Source organism: Chryseobacterium sp. A321 (assembly GCF_054489265.1).
On record NZ_JBTMWZ010000001.1, the window covers coordinates 1 to 15,178 of the forward strand.

Sequence of the window (15,178 nt, forward strand, 5' to 3'; positions counted from 1 at the left end):
ATATTGCTTCGTCCGATTATAATTATAAGTACAACGGTAAGGAACTACAGGTAACAGGAATGTATGACTACGGCGCACGTTTTTACATGCCGGATCTAGGAAGATGGAGTGTTGTGGATCCGCTGGCGGAAACCACACCAAGCTGGAGTGCGTACGCTTACGGATTTAATAATCCAATAAGATTTACAGATCCGACAGGAATGTCGAATGAGGATTTTGTACAAAGAAAAGACGGAAGTGTTTATTGGGATAATAAAGCGAACAACCAAGCTACGACTAAAGCAGGCGAAACGTATTTAGGAAAAAATCTTTCTTTTACTTTTAATAGTTATATTGGGAATAATTATAATGGTCCACTAGGAAGTCTTCCAAAAGGAGATAAATTAACAACAACTATAAATCTTTCTGCAAGTAAAAATAGTAGTGGAGAATTAACAGGACTATCTGCTACAAAAACAACTGAAATAGGCAAAACTTTTGGATTGTTTGAAGGCAGGAATTTTTATCCAGGAGAAGGTGGAAGTAATAATAGTTTTACTAAATCTGGAATGTCTATAAATTATGAACAACACGCAAGTGTTCCTAAATTAGAAGAATCAGGGTTAAATTCTTTGGGATTTAAGATTGTAGATGTTTCCCAAAAACTAAATATTAGTTTTGATAAAGGAAGCGGAAATTTATCTGTAAATGCATATACAAACATATTTCCTTCGGCTACATTAAAACTGAATAATACAGGAACAACTTTAATGAACTATAAACAACCATCATTTGTGGGAACACATACTGCTCCAATTACAGGTTATTCTCCACCAGCAATGGGAGAAGGACGAACAGGAGGACAGCCAATACGAGATTTTTCTTATTATCCATCACGATTTTATAAAAGAAATTAATATGTTAAAGCCTACGTTCCTAAACATCTGTATCAGTATAATCTTAAAATATTTAATATTTTACGTTTTGTTAATGGTTGTAAATAATGAATTTAAATTATTACAAATTAATAATATTAAAAACGGACAAGATTTATTTTATTACCTATGGATTGTTTTGTTTTTTCCACTTGTAGATATAATTTTATTTGCTACTCCGCTGTATTTTAGTTTTAAGGCAAAGAGATCTTTAATTTTTGTAGCCAGTATTATTATAATTTTGTTGATAGAGTATATTATTTACGCATATTTTACTTCACAAAAAACGTTCAATCAAGATGCTTTATTCAAGATGTTAATAAGCCTGATGACATTACTGGTATTTTTCTATAAGACAATCCGTTCAAAATTTACAGAATCTTAATCACAAAATCGCCGTATCTGCCCTACGAACTACATATTGCAGACCTAAGAGGCATATTCCCAAGTGGAACCCATACCATGAATGGTTTCCTAGCACCCAAACCATTATATGACTAACTAAATGCTGTTTTTCGATTGGCTATAGATTATCATACAGATGTTGGCGGATTAGATGGGAAGCGGGAGAAGACCGTATGGACCGAGGGCCGAGCAACGACGAATTTCTTCAAGCATGTTCAGGATTGTGGAGCAGAAACCTTCCATGAAATTGAGAACAAGATGGTCTATACCTTTTTTTTCAATGGAGAAAGGCAAATTAGAGGCAAAATTTAAATGAAAAGCCGTCTCGATTTCAATTCGGGACGGCTATCTTATCTAAGCTATGTAAGAATTCTTACAAGGATTTAAACTGCTCAAGCATTCGCTTGTCATTCTCAAAGAACATTCGGATATCACCCATTTGATGAAGTAACATCACGATCCGTTCTATTCCCATACCGAATGCAAAACCAGAATATTGGTCTGGATCAATGTTTACGTTTGTTAAAACGGCAGGATCCACCATTCCACAGCCCATAATTTCAAGCCAACCGGTCCCTTTCGTAATCCGGTAATCGGTCTCGGAGTTAAGCCCCCAATACACATCCACTTCAGCACTTGGCTCTGTAAAGGGGAAATAAGAGGGACGCAATCTAATTTTTGACTTTCCAAAGAGCTCAGTCGTAAAATATTGCAACGTTTGCTTTAAATCTGCAAAGCTCACCTTCTTGTCTATATAAAGTCCTTCAATTTGATGGAAAATACAGTGCGAACGAGAGGAAATTGCTTCGTTTCTAAAGACTCTTCCTGGAGACAAAATGCGAATCGGCGGCTCATTTGATTCCATGTATCGAATCTGCACAGAAGAGGTATGCGTTCTTAGCAAAATATCAGGATCCTGTTCAATAAAAAAGGTATCCTGCATGTCTCTTGCTGGGTGGTATTCAGGTAAATTCAAGGCACTAAAGTTATGCCAGTCATCTTCAATCTCGGGACCGTCCGACACGGCAAATCCAATGGATTTGAAGATTTCTATGATGCGCATTTTGACTAAATTAATGGGATGTCTCGTTCCTAGCTCAAGCGGTAGACCTGGACGGGACCAGTCTTCCTTCTCAGAGATCACCTCAGTTTGAGTCTGCCCTTTAAGTTCTTCAAGCTTCTGAGCGACAGCCATTTTCAACGCATTTATTTTTTGACCAAATTCTTTCTTCTGGTCATTTGGAACTTCTTTAAACTTATCAAAAAGTGAGTTTAGTATTCCTTTTTTTCCACTATATTCTATGCGGAATTTTTCGATTTCTTCGGCTGTTGTAGCGGTAAAGCTCTGTACCTTTAAAAGCAACTCATCGATTTGTTCTAACATGCTATTCCATTCTTAAGGACGCAAAGTTACAATTTCATGGGCGAAAAAAAAAGTAAAGGCGCCACAGGGCACCTTTTCCTTTTCACTTATTAACACTTAAATTGAATTGACTTCGGTGAGAACCACCTAGGACAACATACAATTTCATTTTCCAATACACTAGGACAATTGCGATTTTTCAAACCTTATTCCTAATGGCCAAGGAAAGCATACTAAACTTTCTCCAGGGCTTTAACCAGCAACTGTACCGTTACTTCATTTTTAATTATACCGTTTTGCGCCGGTACTTGAAATTTTACACCAAAATCTTCTCTTTTAATATCGGTAGGCTCAGAGGCAATGCTTACTTCATTTCCATTCACGGTTACGTTCGCACGAAATTGTACCGGTTTTGTAATTCCTTTCATCGTCAGATTCCCGTCAAGAATCGTGTTGTAATCCCCTTCCGCTACTGCACTTACCTGGGTTATCTCATAAGAGGCCGTTGGAAATTTATCCACTTCAAAGAAATCTGCAGATTTCAAATGATTTTCGAGTTTTTGTTGTTGTTCCGGATCGTCTTTCAAATCAATATTCTCAAGAGAATTCAAATCGGCTACAAATTTACCGCTCTCTAACTTTCCTTCATGAACCGTGATTTCTCCACTTTCAAATTTTATACTCCCAAAATGGCTGGTGTTTTGCGATTTAAACACTTTGTACCCAATCCATTCCATACGACTGTTAAGCGTGTCAAGTGTGTAAACCACCCCTTCGTTACCCGTCACCACTGTGCCCGTCTCACTGGCTATAGCCTTATCTTTTGTACAAGAAACAAAAAAACCCAATACGAGACAGAGGGATAATAGAGAGAATACAAGCGATCTTTTCATGAATTATTAAATTGTTAGGAGTTATTGCTAAACTATGAAAAATTTTTTGATTACGAAAACATTATATTAACTTCGCATAATGCTATTAGAAATAAAAAATCTGGATTTCTCCTATCGTCCCGAACAAAAACTTTTTAACAACCTCCACCTTTCCGTGGATCATGGAAAAATCATCGGACTCGCTGGGGAAAGCGGTTGCGGGAAATCAACTTTACTAAGTCTCATCTATGGTCTCTTAGACTGGCAAAGCGGCAGTATTTCCTTAGATGGAAAGACACTTTTAGGACCGAAAGGGAATATTGTCCCAGGCGAGAAAGAAATGAAACTTGTTGCTCAGCATTACGATCTAATGCCCTACTCTACTGTATACGACAATGTGGGGAAATTCATCTCCAACATCAATCTGAATGAGAAAAGAGAAAAAGTAAACGAACTTCTCGATGTGGTGGGCATGCAAGAATTCGCTCAAGTAAAACCCCAGTTCTTAAGCGGTGGACAACAACAAAGAGTTGCAATCGCTAGAGCCTTGTCGGTCATGCCGAAACTTCTTTTGCTCGACGAACCTTTTAGCAACCTAGATTATTCTCGAAAAATTGAGCTTCGAGAGCGCCTTTTTCGCTACGTCGAGGACAACCATATTTCCGTTCTAATTTCCACGCACAACTTACAAGAAATCATGCCATGGCTTGACCAGGTACTTATTCTGGAGGACGGTCGACTTATTCAAAACGACAGTCCTATGGAAACCTATTCCCAGCCCTACAATAGCTATGTAGCAAAGCTTTTAGGAGAGGTCAACCTTATTCCCGATGATTTAAAGCATAAACTTTCACTTCCAAAATCCTTTTACTTTCCTGAACAAATCCAGGTTTCGCCGGAAGGCTTTAATGCAAGTGTTTTAGAAAGTCGTTTTTCAGGTAGTTTTTTCTGGAACAAAGTGAAAGTAGAAAATACGACCCTTGTCGTGTACTCAAAAACAAAACTAACAGGCGAGGTTCAAATTGAGTTTGCATAGTCACTAAATTCCTACCTTTAACCTAATGAACAAAAAAGAAGAGACCGCTAATGGTCCGTTTAGGCTACGCCAAACTAAATCTATTTAGCTTACTCTTCCTATTTGCCTTTTTTTGACCAAGATTCACTTATAATAAGTAGCCGGCACTTAAATCAATTAAGGCCGGCTATTGCATTAGTTTGAAAGAATCTTAACTTAGGCTTTCTTTACGAACTCCGATTTTAGTGCCATGGAGCCAAATCCGTCAATTTTACAATCAATGTTATGGTCGCTATCCGGACGAAGACGAATGTTCTTCACTTTTGTACCCGCTTTCACAGGCTTGGGTGCACCTTTTACAGGAAGGTCCTTGACCACCACCACTGAATCTCCATCTTTTAGCTCATTCCCGTTGCTATCTAGAATTTTATCTTCCTGATTGGCTTCATTGGGATCCCACTCTGTGAAACATTGAGAACACACCATCAAATTATCCTGTTCGTAGGTAAATTCAGACCCACATTTTGGACATTGGATTAACTCACTCATAATTTGTTATTTTAGTCAAAGATAAGAATTTCGAAAACGAAGAACAAGCCTTAGATCGCTTCTAGAATTTGGCTTTCAGTTAATATTCAAATTCTTAACCAAGACTGCTGTAAAAACCGTATTTTTGCAAAATGGAACTTATACACCGCAACTTGGCCATTGGGATACACGACGCCCTAAATGAGACCTTTTTTGAGAAAAATAAATACGCAGACAAAGTAATCGAGCGCCTTCTAAAGGCCCATAAAAAATGGGGAAGTCAAGACCGCGCGGTTGTATCTGAAATATTTTACAACATTATACGTTGGAAGAAACGTCTTGAATATTACATGGGAGAAGGGGTAAAACCTGGCAACATTTACAAACTAATGATTGCGTATCTCTTATGGAGCAAAACGAAATACAAAAAGTTTGAAGAATTTGAAGGCATTAAGATTGCAGACATTCTAAAAAAACTAGAAAAAAACACATTGCCTTCAAAAGCCATTGAACATTCTATCCCCGAATGGCTAGTTCAAACTTTGGAGTTAGAATTAGGACCGGATTGGGAAAGGGAAATGACCGCTTTAAACGAAAGGGCCCCTACAGTGCTTAGAGCAAACACCCTTAAAACGTCAGTAAAAGGACTTATTTCAGAATTGAAAGAAGAAGGTGTAGAAAGTTTTTCTATTAAAAACTACCCCTACGCTGTGCAACTTGAAGAAAAAAAGAATGTCTTCTTAACCTCCGCTTTTAAGGAAGGGCTTTTTGAAGTTCAAGATGCAAGTTCCCAACTTATAGGGGACTTCTTAGAGGTTAAAGAAGGGATGCGAGTGGTTGATGTTTGCGCAGGAGCAGGAGGAAAAACCCTTCACCTTGCTGCTTTAATGGAAAACAAAGGACAAATTATCGGACTCGATATATACGAGTGGAAACTAGCCGAACTTAAAAGACGTGCAAAACGTGCGGGTGCACATAACATTGAAACCCGCGTTATTTCTGACAACAAAGTCATTAAACGTTTGCACGAAAAAGCAGACCGACTCTTGATTGATGCTCCGTGCTCAGGATTAGGCGTTTTAAAACGAAATCCAGATAGCAAGTGGAAAATAGACCAAGCCTTTATTGACCGAATCAAAGGAGAACAGTTCCAAATCCTTTCCGACTACAGTAAAATTATTAAAAAAGGAGGCAAAATGATCTATGCCACCTGCTCTATCCTTCCGTCCGAAAATGAAAAGCAGGTAGAACGATTCTTAAAGGAGAATACCGATTACAAATTACAAAAAGAGCATAAAATCCTACCAAGCCAAGGGTATGATGGATTCTATATGGCTCTTATCGAGCGGTTATAACCCCACCACTCAAAAGCAATGAAAAGCAGTTTTCCCTCGGAGAGCTGCTTTTTTCATGGCCCTTCCAAATGAAAAAAATTCACTTTCATTCCAGCACAAAACATTCGGCTGTAATTTTTTACACCTAATTAGACAATTTTAGTAATAAAATAAACCAAAACAAGAATAAAGGTTTTGAATTTAAATACATTGTATAGATTTGTAAAATATTTTTATATATAAATTCACAAAACAAACTCTTACAATATGTGCGCAATTACAGGACTTTTTAAAGCAACACAAACAACCGAAAAGGACAAACAATCCGTTATGAAAATGTCTCAAATTCTCAGACATCGGGGTCCTGACGCAAACGGTTTCTTTCAGGATGATCACATCATCCTTGCGCATGAAAGACTGGCCATCATGGATGTAGAATCCGGAGCTCAACCTCTATACAGCAAAGACTCGCGCTACGTCCTTGCGATCAATGGAGAAATCTACAACTACAAAGAACTTAAAGCAGAATTTCCAGACTACGAGTTTCAGACGCAAAGCGACTCCGAAGTGATTCTTGCGCTTTATCAGCGCTATGCGGCTAATTTCTTAGAAAAAATCAATGGCATTTTTGCTTTGGCCCTATACGACCGTGTCACAGGTGATTTTTTAATAGCAAGAGACCCCATGGGAATCTGCCCACTCTACAGCGCAACTGATGAAAAAGGGACTCTTTACATTGCATCCGAACTCAAAGCGCTCGAGAACAAAGGCCTTGAAATTAAAAATTTTTTACCAGGACATTATCTATACAGTGCCGAAGGCATGGAGCCTAAGGAGTGGTATCGTCCTACGTGGAAAATTTTCTCCCAATTGCCACAACGAAAATCTTCTTTGCAAGACATAGCCCATGGGCTTGACAAAGCGGTTGAACGACAGCTCATGAGTGAAGTACCCTTTGGTGTGCTCCTTTCAGGAGGACTGGATTCCTCTCTAATTGCAGCACTCGCTGCAAAACACGAGCGAATTAGAACCGGCAAAAAGGAAAGCCAAATTCATAGCTTTGCAGTTGGATTAAAAGGATCTCCAGATTTAATAGCCGCGCAAAAAGTGGCCGATCACATTCACACGATTCATCATGAAATTCATTTTACTCTTGAAGAGGGATTACAGGCAATTCCGGAAGTAATCTACCACTTAGAAACGTATGACGTGACCACCATTAGAGCTTCTACTCCCATGTTCCTACTCGCCCGAGAGATCAACAAACTAGGCATCAAAATGGTTCTTTCAGGAGAAGGGTCTGACGAATTGTTTGGCGGTTACTTGTATTTTCACAAAGCTCCCAGTCCCCAGGCCTTTCATGAGGAAACGGTCTCTAAACTTGAAGGTCTTCATCAGTACGACTGCCTACGAGCAAACAAATCACTAATGGCCTTCAGCATAGAAGGTCGCACCCCCTTCCTAGACAAAGAATTTATTGACATTGCCATGGAAGTGGATCCTCAGGAAAAAATGATTTCTCTTTCCGAAGGTAAAATTGAAAAATACATCCTAAGAAAGGCGTTTGAAGGACTACTTCCTAACGAGGTTTTATGGCGACAAAAAGAACAGTTTAGTGACGGCGTGGGATACGCTTGGATCGACACTCTAAAGCAAGTGGCTCAAAATGAAATTACGGACGAAATGATGGAATTCGCAGAGGAAAGATATCCAATCCAACCCCCAAAAAGCAAAGAGGAATACCGCTATCGCGCATTTTTTGAAGCCCATTTCCCAAGTGAATCTGCGGCCAAAACAGTCCCTTCTGCAGCTTCGGTTGCTTGTTCTACGCCGGCAGCTTTAGAATGGGATGAATCTTTCAAAAACGCAAACGATCCAAGTGGTCGTAGCGTAAGTGTCCACTTGGTTAGCTATTAAAGATAGACTTTGCTATTTTTAATTTGTAGCTCCTTTTCTTTTTCTAGCTGTTTAATCGTACGAATTACAGTTTCTACACTTAGCCCCGTAAGCGAAGCCAATTGTTGCCGTGTATAATTTACTTTAAAACAGAAGGGCTCCTGCTCGTCGCTAAAACTTTTAAAATAAAACAAGAGAGCTAAGAGCTTGCTTGAAGGACTTCGAAGGGCATTGTTTTGTAGCATGACCTGCTTAAAATAAAGCCTTTCGGCCATCCGTTGACTTAATTTCATCCAGATTTCGGGTTTTTTCGCAAGAATTTCGAAAAAAGAATCTTTAGGAACTTTTAAGACCAGAGACTCTTCTAAAACTTCTGCATTCATAGGGTAAGCATGCGCAGTAAAGAGGATAGACTCCCCAAAACAATCGCCGGCATGCACAATATTTTGTAAAAACTCCGTGCCTTCCTCATTGTAATTGTTCAGTTTTACTTTACCTTCTTGAAGTTGATAGAAGAAATGCGCGTACTGCCCTTCTGAAAAGATAAGATCACCAGGATTATATCGTTTTACTTGAGCGCCGCATTGTGGAAATAAAGAATCAGGAATAATCATCTGTAGGAGCTTAATGGTAAGCCTAAATTACATATTTTATTCCTAGTTGCAATGCAGAATGAGAAGGAAAAAGTGATTTCCTTTACCTGTAAGAATAAGCAGAAAATCGAGCCCCCTTCTTTCAACCCATAAAATAAGAAATATTTCGCAATTATTTCATGATTTCAAACATATTATTTGAGTGGGCCTCATCGTAAATTTGACTTCAAATTATGATTGCATGGATCTATTCACTTCGAGTACAGGACTTCAAATCACCTTGTTTCTGATTCTACTCCCTATTCTTTTCGCCTTAATACTGATGTTAATCCGGGTTAGCGGTATGATCACAAACCTTAAAAGGCGGAATGAACTTAAAAAAATTAAATCCAAAATTAAATCCTTTGGTCCCAAAGACATTGAGCAACTTGAGCAGAGAAAAAAAGAACTCGAATTCAAATTGCAAGGAAATGAACTTTCTCCAATTAGAGAAGTGAAAGACGAACGAGGCCTGATCAATGAAAGTCAGGAAGTGGAGGACGTTCGGTTCCTACAAACCAAACGAAAAGAAAAATTAATCATTTCAATCCCGAAGGAGGAAAAAACGATGATTTTATGGTACTTAAGTTGTGCAATCACATGGCTTATCATTGGTACCACTGTAGGAATGTACCTGGGAATCAAATTTGTGGCCCCAGACGCAGACCATGTAAGTTGGTTAAGTTTTGGGCGCTTGCGACCCGTACACACGAATATGGTATTTTGGGGATGGTCATCCATTGCCATGATTGGACTTTCCTATTTCGTCGTACCTCGCGTGGGCAACACGCGAATCTATAACTTAAAGCTAGGCTACGGGACTTTAATCCTCTTGAACTCAGCGGTTTTATTTGGATCCCTTTTCCTAATGGCTGGAATAAACAATAGCGGAGGTGAATACAGAGAATACGTTTGGCCTATTATGCTTCTTTTTGCTGTTGGAGTTTTACTTTCGCTGTACAATCATTACAAAACGGTTGCAAGCCGAAAAACGGTTGAAATCTATTTGTCCAATTGGTATATAATCTCCGCCATGATGTTTGTGGTTACGATCCTGCTTGTAGCTTACTTGCCTTTCTGGCAAAACGGTCTAGGAGAAACCATTGTTCAGGGATATTATATGCATCAAGGAGTTGGAATGTGGTTCATGTTTTTCAACCTAGGTTTAATGTACTATTTCTTACCCCAGGAGCTAAACAGTCCCATCTATTCCTATAGCTTAGGTATATTGGCCTTTTGGACTCAAATTTTATTTTACACCCTAATCGGGACTCACCACTTTATCTTTAGCGCAATTCCATGGTGGCTACAAACAGTGGCCATTGTCGCAAGCGTCGGGATGGTCATACCCGTGTTGGCCGGAAGTATCAACTTCTTCTTTACTATCCGTGGATCCTGGCACCGAATTCGGTATAGTTATGTTTTACCTTTTTACCTTGTCTCGATTATCTTTTATTTCTCTGGATCCCTCCAGGGAACAGCAGAAGCATTTAGAGAAACCAATTTAATGTGGCATTTTACCGACTTTACAGTCGCTCACTCCCATTTGACCATGTATGGAATCATCACCTTTATGTTATGGTCCTTCTCTTACACGCTCGTACCTAGAATGACCACCTACGAACCTCCTAGTTTAACTGTAGGTCTGCATTTTTGGATGGCTCTAATTGGTTTACTCCTCTATACGGTATCGCTCATGATTGGATCTACAACAAGAGGACTCATGTGGATTGACAAAGCCCCATTCCTTGATTCGGTCGTTCATATGATGCCTTATTGGTTATGGCGGGCCATTGGAGGAACCATGATGTGGATTTCGCATCTCTTATTTGCATACAATTTCTACCGTATGATTAAACCTAAAAAAGAAGTGGTTCTTCCCGAATCTCCTCAAGAAGTATTAGATATTATTCAATCCAATAAAAGCGCTCTCTAATGGAATTTTACAATAATCATAAAAAACTATTTACGGCGGCCATTTTATTTTTCTTTGGACTCACACTCTTTGTCTGTTTACTTCCTGCCTTAGACAACCAAAGAACCTATAAACCGCTCACAACCTCAAAAGCAATGACGGAGGCAGAATCACGGGGAAAAGCAGTCTATATTAGCGAAGGATGTGTGGCTTGTCACACGCAGCAAGTTCGTAATGTGGATATGGATCAACCCTTTGGCTCCCGTCCAAGTATTGCGGCGGATTACGCTCGGAACAAACGACTAAATTTCTTCCAAAATACGGCAACCTTAATGGGTACGGAACGTACAGGACCGGACCTCACCAACATTGGACAAAGACAACCAAGTGAAGATTGGCAGTATGCCCACCTTTACAACCCTAGATCTGTTGTACCCCAATCCGTCATGCCTGCCTACCCCTGGTTATTTGAGTACAAGGAATATTTAGGACCCAACGACAAAGAAGTCAACATTCCAGAGGAATTTAGAAAATCAAATCACAAATTAGTAGCAAAACACGATGCCAGAGACCTCGTCGCTTATCTGCTTTATCTAAAACAATCGGATTTACCTGTTACTATTCCTGCTAAAGAATTCTTATATAAAAAAGAAGAAAAAGCACAGGCTTCCGGCGGCGGCGCAGGGGACGATCTCCCAGACGGTGATGCTCTGTACTCCACGCATTGCGCGAGTTGCCACCAAGCTAATGGAGAAGGCATCCCCGGAGCCTTCCCTCCTTTGAAGGGGGATCCCGTGGTGACTGGCGATGATTTGGAACTTTATGTGACGATCATCATGAAGGGCTACAATGGGCTTGCGCCTGCATATGCAGAGATGCCCGCTGTAGGAACTAACGCGGGGCTTAAAGCAAATGAAATTGCTGCCATTATCAACCACGAACGTGCAAGTTGGGGAAATAACAGTACCAAAGTGACCAAAGAAGAAGTTCAAACCATCTTAGACAAAATAAAGTAATATGAAACGATTAATATATAGTCTCCTATTTACCTTGCTCGCTCCTGTAATGGCGCTCGCATGTGAAGCTTGCGATTTACAACAACCTGCCATCACCAAAAACTTAACTCACGGTAGTGGACCGCAAGGTACAATGGATTGGATAATTGTGGCGGTTATTTCACTTATCACACTTGCTACTTTATTCTATTCTGCGAAATACCTGATAGTACCTGGAGAGAAAAGCTCTTCTCATATTAAAAAAAATGTCTTAAACTACTAAGATGGATACAAACAACTCCCATAACGCGAAGGTGTTCCTCTATGTGGACGACAATCCACATCCGGTGGCAGAATTGCAAACGCCTATTGTTTTCAATTTAGACACCACCAAACTTACCGATGGAGAGCACCAACTAAAAATCATCAGTCAATTTGCGACTAGCGAGGGAATCAAAACCATTCCCTTTACTGTTCGAAATGGTCCAATCATTAATATTGAGGGACTTAAGAAAAACGAAACGGTTAATGGTGTTATCCCGCTAATGATTAACGCGTACGATACAGGAAAAAAACAAAGTTTTATAATTAAAGGAAGTGAAAATCCCAGAGTGATTCCGGTTTGGCTTTGGGTAGTTATTCTGCTATTTGGTGCTTGGGCAATTTATTACCTCATTGCGAACTTCAGCATTTAGATTTCGCAATCTAAAAAGCAGATAAATATTTTATGTAGAGCAGAGTTAAATTGATGTGGTAATTTTCTCGGACGATTTGATAACTAATTGTTTTTGGATAATCTCATTCGACTGTGTTCGGCATGAACTTCTTTTTTGAATTCTTCAAGCCAATTGTATCCAAATTTCTTTTTTAGATTTTTTTCCGCTTCAAAATTATTTTTTATCAATTTCCATTGATTTTCCTTAGTAATAGAGCATCCAATACTTTCCAATTTTATATTCCACTTGCCTGCAACAATAGATAGTGCTTCCCTCTCTTGGCTTAAATCGTTAAAGTCACTGTACATACCACTCCAACCAGCACCCGTTAATGTATAATTATTAGGATTATCAACTTCGCGGATAGTCATTAAGTATGCCAGCACAACCAAGACATAAATTATTTTCATACAATCACATTTGTAATTCAAACATAACACTTTAAAATCAAATTCTGTACGTATTTGGAACACAAAAAGGTGGCAGAAATTCTAAAGGAATACTTAAGCATAGTTCTACCGTCGAAAATTAATGAGGTTATTGAATTAATAAATTGTGTTAGAATATTGAATTATAATTAAGACTTGGAATATCAAAAAATTATTTATCAATAGAAAAAAATAAAAAGGAAGATTGTATATAAATAAAAAATCAGGAACTACCGTTCCTGATTATACAAACTGTCTGATTTACAGACTTTTTCTGCAGAGAGGAAGGGATTCGAACCCTCGATACAGTCACCCGCATACCAACTTTCCAGGTTGGCCTCTTCAGCCACTCGAGCACCTCTCTATTTTCAAGATGGCAAAAATACACTATTTATTTCAAAGAAGGAAATCTATACCCTGCTTTTTGAATCCAAACTTCCCTAGGAAATTTCCCCACACATGCTCGCTTTAAATAGAGTTGCAAAATCCTGATTGAACTTTGGATTGTCCATCAAATGCATTGCCTTTGTGATGGCCGCTTCTGAAGTCATGTCTTTTCCACTAATGGCACCTACTCTCGTAAAAACTGAACTATTCTCATATTTCCCGAAGGAAATGGCGCCGGAAACACATTGGCTTATGACCACAATTTCTGTTCCTTGGTCTCTAAGCTTTTGCAACACTTTCTCTGTATGTGCTGAATTCGAGATGGTTCCAGACCCATACACTTGCAATATTAGCACTCTCACTTTGGGAAGCTCACGCAGGTGAACCATGGACATACCCGGGAAAACACGCCAAAATAAAACATGGGGAGATAGGTGATAATCTACTTCAAATGGCACCTCTGGGCTCGAACGAAAAAGTGCCTCTTTTGCGAAATGAAGGTGCACCCCGCTTTGTCCTAAAATTGGGTAATTTGGACTTAAATAAGCATCAAAATATTCTGCAGAATGCTTTAGGGTTCTAGATCCACGCAAAAGTTTGTATTCAAAATAGATCGCTACCTCTTGAATGACGGCCTCGTCGTTTTCATAAAGACTTGCATAATTTAGTCCCGTTAAAAAGTTTTCTTTTGCATCGGTCCGAAGATCCCCTATGGGCAGTTGCGAACCTGTTAAAATAACAGGTTTCCGTAGTCCTTTTAACATAAAACTAAGCGCTGAGGCGGTGTAGGCCATGGTATCTGTTCCGTGCAATACGAGAAACCCATCGTACTGATCGTAATTATCCCCAATGTACTTTGCAATTCTTTGCCATTCGTCAGGTCCCATATCAGAAGAGTCCAGCGGCTTGTCAAAGGGCTGTACGCTAACCTCGCATTCAAGAAGCTGCATCTCTGGAATTTTTGAAAAAATATTCTCAAAATTAAAGGGCTTTAAACTCCCTGTACCGTAGTCTTTTTCCATCCCTATGGTACCTCCCGTATATATTAAAAGGACTTTACGTTTCATAAGCGTAAAAATACGTTAATTTGCATCGATTTGAAAATGAAATGGAAAAACTTCAACGCAGCTTCGACTATTTAAAAGAATTTCTAACCCCGGCCCGTTTAGAAAAAATAGAACATTATTCCAAAGAAAGTTCCGACTTTATTCTTCCCGTCGTGCAGGACGTTTACCAATTCCGGAATGCGGCCGCCATTGTACGAAGCGTCGAGGCCTGTGGATTCCATAAAATCGTAGCACTTGAAGAGCGTAATGAGTTTAATCCAAACCTGACCGTGACCAAAGGCGCAGAAACATGGGTCGAGGTCGAAAAAATGAAAGCAGACCTTAGCTCTCTTCAAGAAATCAAAGATCGTGGCTATGAGCTTGTGGCGGTTTCTCTTGAAAACAATGCAGTGGAGCTTCCCGATTTTGAAATCACAGCTCCTGTTGCGCTTTTGTTTGGTACCGAACTAAAAGGGGTTTCTAAAGAAGCTCTTGCTCTGAGCGATCGGACACTCTCTATTCCCATGTTCGGGTTTACAAAAAGCTATAATGTTTCGGTTGCAGCTGGCATATGCCTTTATGAATTGAAGCAAAAATTACTTCGCTCCAACCTTCCCACCACGCTTTCACAGGAAAAACAGCTAGAGTTAAAAATCCGGTGGGCAATCAATACAATTCCCAGTGGCAAGGAAATTTACCAGCAGTATCTAAAGAAGTACTCCTAAGGTCCAC

General features: G+C 39.4%; 16 protein-coding genes and 1 tRNA gene. 10 read left to right on the plus strand and 7 right to left on the minus strand.

Annotated elements, in window-relative coordinates:
* Both ACX3PZ_RS00005 and ACX3PZ_RS00010 read left to right on the plus strand, forming a co-directional pair.
* The coding region (locus tag ACX3PZ_RS00005; protein WP_459111738.1) for an RHS repeat-associated core domain-containing protein at positions 1 to 896 on the plus strand (896 nt) is incomplete at its 5' end.
* Positions 897 to 1,433: 537 nt separating this feature from the next.
* Entirely contained in the window at positions 1,434 to 1,631 is a 198-nt protein-coding gene (locus ACX3PZ_RS00010; RefSeq protein ID WP_459084609.1) for a hypothetical protein, read from the plus strand.
* Between the two features lie 61 nt (positions 1,632 to 1,692).
* On the opposite strand, the gene pheS is transcribed toward ACX3PZ_RS00010, so the two are convergent.
* Together pheS and ACX3PZ_RS00020 are read right to left on the minus strand one after the other, a co-directional pair.
* Entirely contained in the window at positions 1,693 to 2,703 is a 1,011-nt protein-coding gene (pheS, locus tag ACX3PZ_RS00015) for a phenylalanine--tRNA ligase subunit alpha (RefSeq protein WP_459084608.1), read from the minus strand.
* 212 nt (positions 2,704 to 2,915) lie between these two features.
* Positions 2,916 to 3,575 carry a YceI family protein gene (locus tag ACX3PZ_RS00020; protein ID WP_459084607.1) on the minus strand — a complete coding sequence of 220 codons (660 nt, stop codon included), beginning with the start codon at positions 3,573 to 3,575 and terminating at the stop codon, positions 2,916 to 2,918.
* Positions 3,576 to 3,654: 79 nt separating this feature from the next.
* Between ACX3PZ_RS00020 and ACX3PZ_RS00025 the strand changes: the two genes are divergently transcribed.
* Positions 3,655 to 4,590, plus strand: coding sequence for a sulfate/molybdate ABC transporter ATP-binding protein (locus ACX3PZ_RS00025; protein WP_459084606.1), 936 nt, complete (start codon positions 3,655 to 3,657; stop codon positions 4,588 to 4,590).
* Positions 4,591 to 4,785: 195 nt separating this feature from the next.
* Here ACX3PZ_RS00025 and ACX3PZ_RS00030 read toward each other — a convergent pair whose 3' ends face one another.
* On the minus strand, positions 4,786 to 5,118 hold the full coding sequence (locus tag ACX3PZ_RS00030; protein ID WP_459084605.1) for a zinc ribbon domain-containing protein YjdM: 333 nt from the start codon (positions 5,116 to 5,118) through the stop codon (positions 4,786 to 4,788).
* Between the two features lie 131 nt (positions 5,119 to 5,249).
* On the opposite strand from ACX3PZ_RS00030, the gene ACX3PZ_RS00035 reads away from it, so the two are divergent.
* Positions 5,250 to 6,452, plus strand: coding sequence for an RsmB/NOP family class I SAM-dependent RNA methyltransferase (locus tag ACX3PZ_RS00035; RefSeq protein ID WP_459084603.1), 1,203 nt, complete (start codon positions 5,250 to 5,252; stop codon positions 6,450 to 6,452).
* 246 nt (positions 6,453 to 6,698) lie between these two features.
* Positions 6,699 to 8,348: an asparagine synthase B gene (gene asnB, locus ACX3PZ_RS00040; RefSeq protein WP_459084602.1), complete on the plus strand. Its 1,650-nt coding sequence runs from the start codon at positions 6,699 to 6,701 to the stop codon at positions 8,346 to 8,348.
* Here the strand turns inward: asnB and ACX3PZ_RS00045 are convergent.
* Positions 8,345 to 8,941 carry a Crp/Fnr family transcriptional regulator gene (locus ACX3PZ_RS00045; RefSeq protein WP_459084601.1) on the minus strand — a complete coding sequence of 199 codons (597 nt, stop codon included), beginning with the start codon at positions 8,939 to 8,941 and terminating at the stop codon, positions 8,345 to 8,347. The genes asnB and ACX3PZ_RS00045 overlap by 4 nt on opposite strands.
* A 220-nt stretch (positions 8,942 to 9,161) precedes the next feature.
* Between ACX3PZ_RS00045 and ACX3PZ_RS00050 the strand changes: the two genes are divergently transcribed.
* Genes ACX3PZ_RS00050 through ACX3PZ_RS00065 form a run of 4 tightly spaced genes read left to right on the plus strand, consistent with a single transcriptional unit; the run spans position 9,162 to position 12,564 of the window.
* A complete protein-coding gene (locus ACX3PZ_RS00050; RefSeq protein ID WP_459084600.1) occupies positions 9,162 to 10,895 on the plus strand; it encodes a cbb3-type cytochrome c oxidase subunit I in 1,734 nt (577 codons plus the stop codon).
* Positions 10,895 to 11,890, plus strand: a complete 996-nt coding sequence (locus ACX3PZ_RS00055) for a cbb3-type cytochrome c oxidase subunit II (RefSeq protein ID WP_459084599.1) — start codon at positions 10,895 to 10,897, stop codon at positions 11,888 to 11,890. Before ACX3PZ_RS00050 ends, ACX3PZ_RS00055 begins: the two co-directional genes overlap by 1 nt.
* A 1-nt stretch (position 11,891) precedes the next feature.
* On the plus strand, positions 11,892 to 12,152 hold the full coding sequence (locus ACX3PZ_RS00060) for a hypothetical protein (protein WP_459084598.1): 261 nt from the start codon (positions 11,892 to 11,894) through the stop codon (positions 12,150 to 12,152).
* A 1-nt stretch (position 12,153) separates the two neighbouring features.
* Positions 12,154 to 12,564: a cytochrome C gene (locus tag ACX3PZ_RS00065; RefSeq protein ID WP_459084597.1), complete on the plus strand. Its 411-nt coding sequence runs from the start codon at positions 12,154 to 12,156 to the stop codon at positions 12,562 to 12,564.
* A gap of 83 nt (positions 12,565 to 12,647) precedes the next feature.
* Here ACX3PZ_RS00065 and ACX3PZ_RS00070 read toward each other — a convergent pair whose 3' ends face one another.
* From ACX3PZ_RS00070 to ACX3PZ_RS00080, 3 genes are all read right to left on the minus strand, one after another.
* Complete coding sequence (locus ACX3PZ_RS00070) at positions 12,648 to 12,995, minus strand: FEKKY domain-containing protein (protein WP_459084596.1); 348 nt, start codon at positions 12,993 to 12,995, stop codon at positions 12,648 to 12,650.
* Between the two features lie 295 nt (positions 12,996 to 13,290).
* Positions 13,291 to 13,377, minus strand: a tRNA-Ser gene (locus ACX3PZ_RS00075).
* A 76-nt stretch (positions 13,378 to 13,453) separates the two neighbouring features.
* Positions 13,454 to 14,467, minus strand: coding sequence for an asparaginase (locus ACX3PZ_RS00080; RefSeq protein ID WP_459111739.1), 1,014 nt, complete (start codon positions 14,465 to 14,467; stop codon positions 13,454 to 13,456).
* A 41-nt stretch (positions 14,468 to 14,508) separates the two neighbouring features.
* Here ACX3PZ_RS00080 and ACX3PZ_RS00085 point away from each other — a divergent pair, with 41 nt between their 5' ends.
* The gene (locus ACX3PZ_RS00085) at positions 14,509 to 15,171 is read left to right on the plus strand and encodes a TrmH family RNA methyltransferase (RefSeq protein WP_459084594.1); all 663 of its coding nucleotides are present in this window, start codon (positions 14,509 to 14,511) and stop codon (positions 15,169 to 15,171) included.
* Positions 15,172 to 15,178 lie beyond the last annotated feature (7 nt).

What these genes read in the sequence shown, in the direction of transcription:
- pheS (WP_459084608.1), bottom strand. Translation starts at nt 2,703, where the DNA reads ATGTTAGAACAAATCGATGAGTTGCTTTTAAAGGTACAGAGCTTTACC.
- ACX3PZ_RS00020 (WP_459084607.1), bottom strand. Translation starts at nt 3,575, where the DNA reads ATGAAAAGATCGCTTGTATTCTCTCTATTATCCCTCTGTCTCGTATTG.
- ACX3PZ_RS00025 (WP_459084606.1), top strand. Translation starts at nt 3,655, where the DNA reads ATGCTATTAGAAATAAAAAATCTGGATTTCTCCTATCGTCCCGAACAA.
- ACX3PZ_RS00030 (WP_459084605.1), bottom strand. Translation starts at nt 5,118, where the DNA reads ATGAGTGAGTTAATCCAATGTCCAAAATGTGGGTCTGAATTTACCTAC.
- ACX3PZ_RS00035 (WP_459084603.1), top strand. Translation starts at nt 5,250, where the DNA reads ATGGAACTTATACACCGCAACTTGGCCATTGGGATACACGACGCCCTA.
- asnB (WP_459084602.1), top strand. Translation starts at nt 6,699, where the DNA reads ATGTGCGCAATTACAGGACTTTTTAAAGCAACACAAACAACCGAAAAG.
- ACX3PZ_RS00045 (WP_459084601.1), bottom strand. Translation starts at nt 8,941, where the DNA reads ATGATTATTCCTGATTCTTTATTTCCACAATGCGGCGCTCAAGTAAAA.
- ACX3PZ_RS00050 (WP_459084600.1), top strand. Translation starts at nt 9,162, where the DNA reads ATGGATCTATTCACTTCGAGTACAGGACTTCAAATCACCTTGTTTCTG.
- ACX3PZ_RS00055 (WP_459084599.1), top strand. Translation starts at nt 10,895, where the DNA reads ATGGAATTTTACAATAATCATAAAAAACTATTTACGGCGGCCATTTTA.
- ACX3PZ_RS00060 (WP_459084598.1), top strand. Translation starts at nt 11,892, where the DNA reads ATGAAACGATTAATATATAGTCTCCTATTTACCTTGCTCGCTCCTGTA.
- ACX3PZ_RS00065 (WP_459084597.1), top strand. Translation starts at nt 12,154, where the DNA reads ATGGATACAAACAACTCCCATAACGCGAAGGTGTTCCTCTATGTGGAC.
- ACX3PZ_RS00070 (WP_459084596.1), bottom strand. Translation starts at nt 12,995, where the DNA reads ATGAAAATAATTTATGTCTTGGTTGTGCTGGCATACTTAATGACTATC.
- ACX3PZ_RS00080 (WP_459111739.1), bottom strand. Translation starts at nt 14,467, where the DNA reads ATGAAACGTAAAGTCCTTTTAATATATACGGGAGGTACCATAGGGATG.
- ACX3PZ_RS00085 (WP_459084594.1), top strand. Translation starts at nt 14,509, where the DNA reads ATGGAAAAACTTCAACGCAGCTTCGACTATTTAAAAGAATTTCTAACC.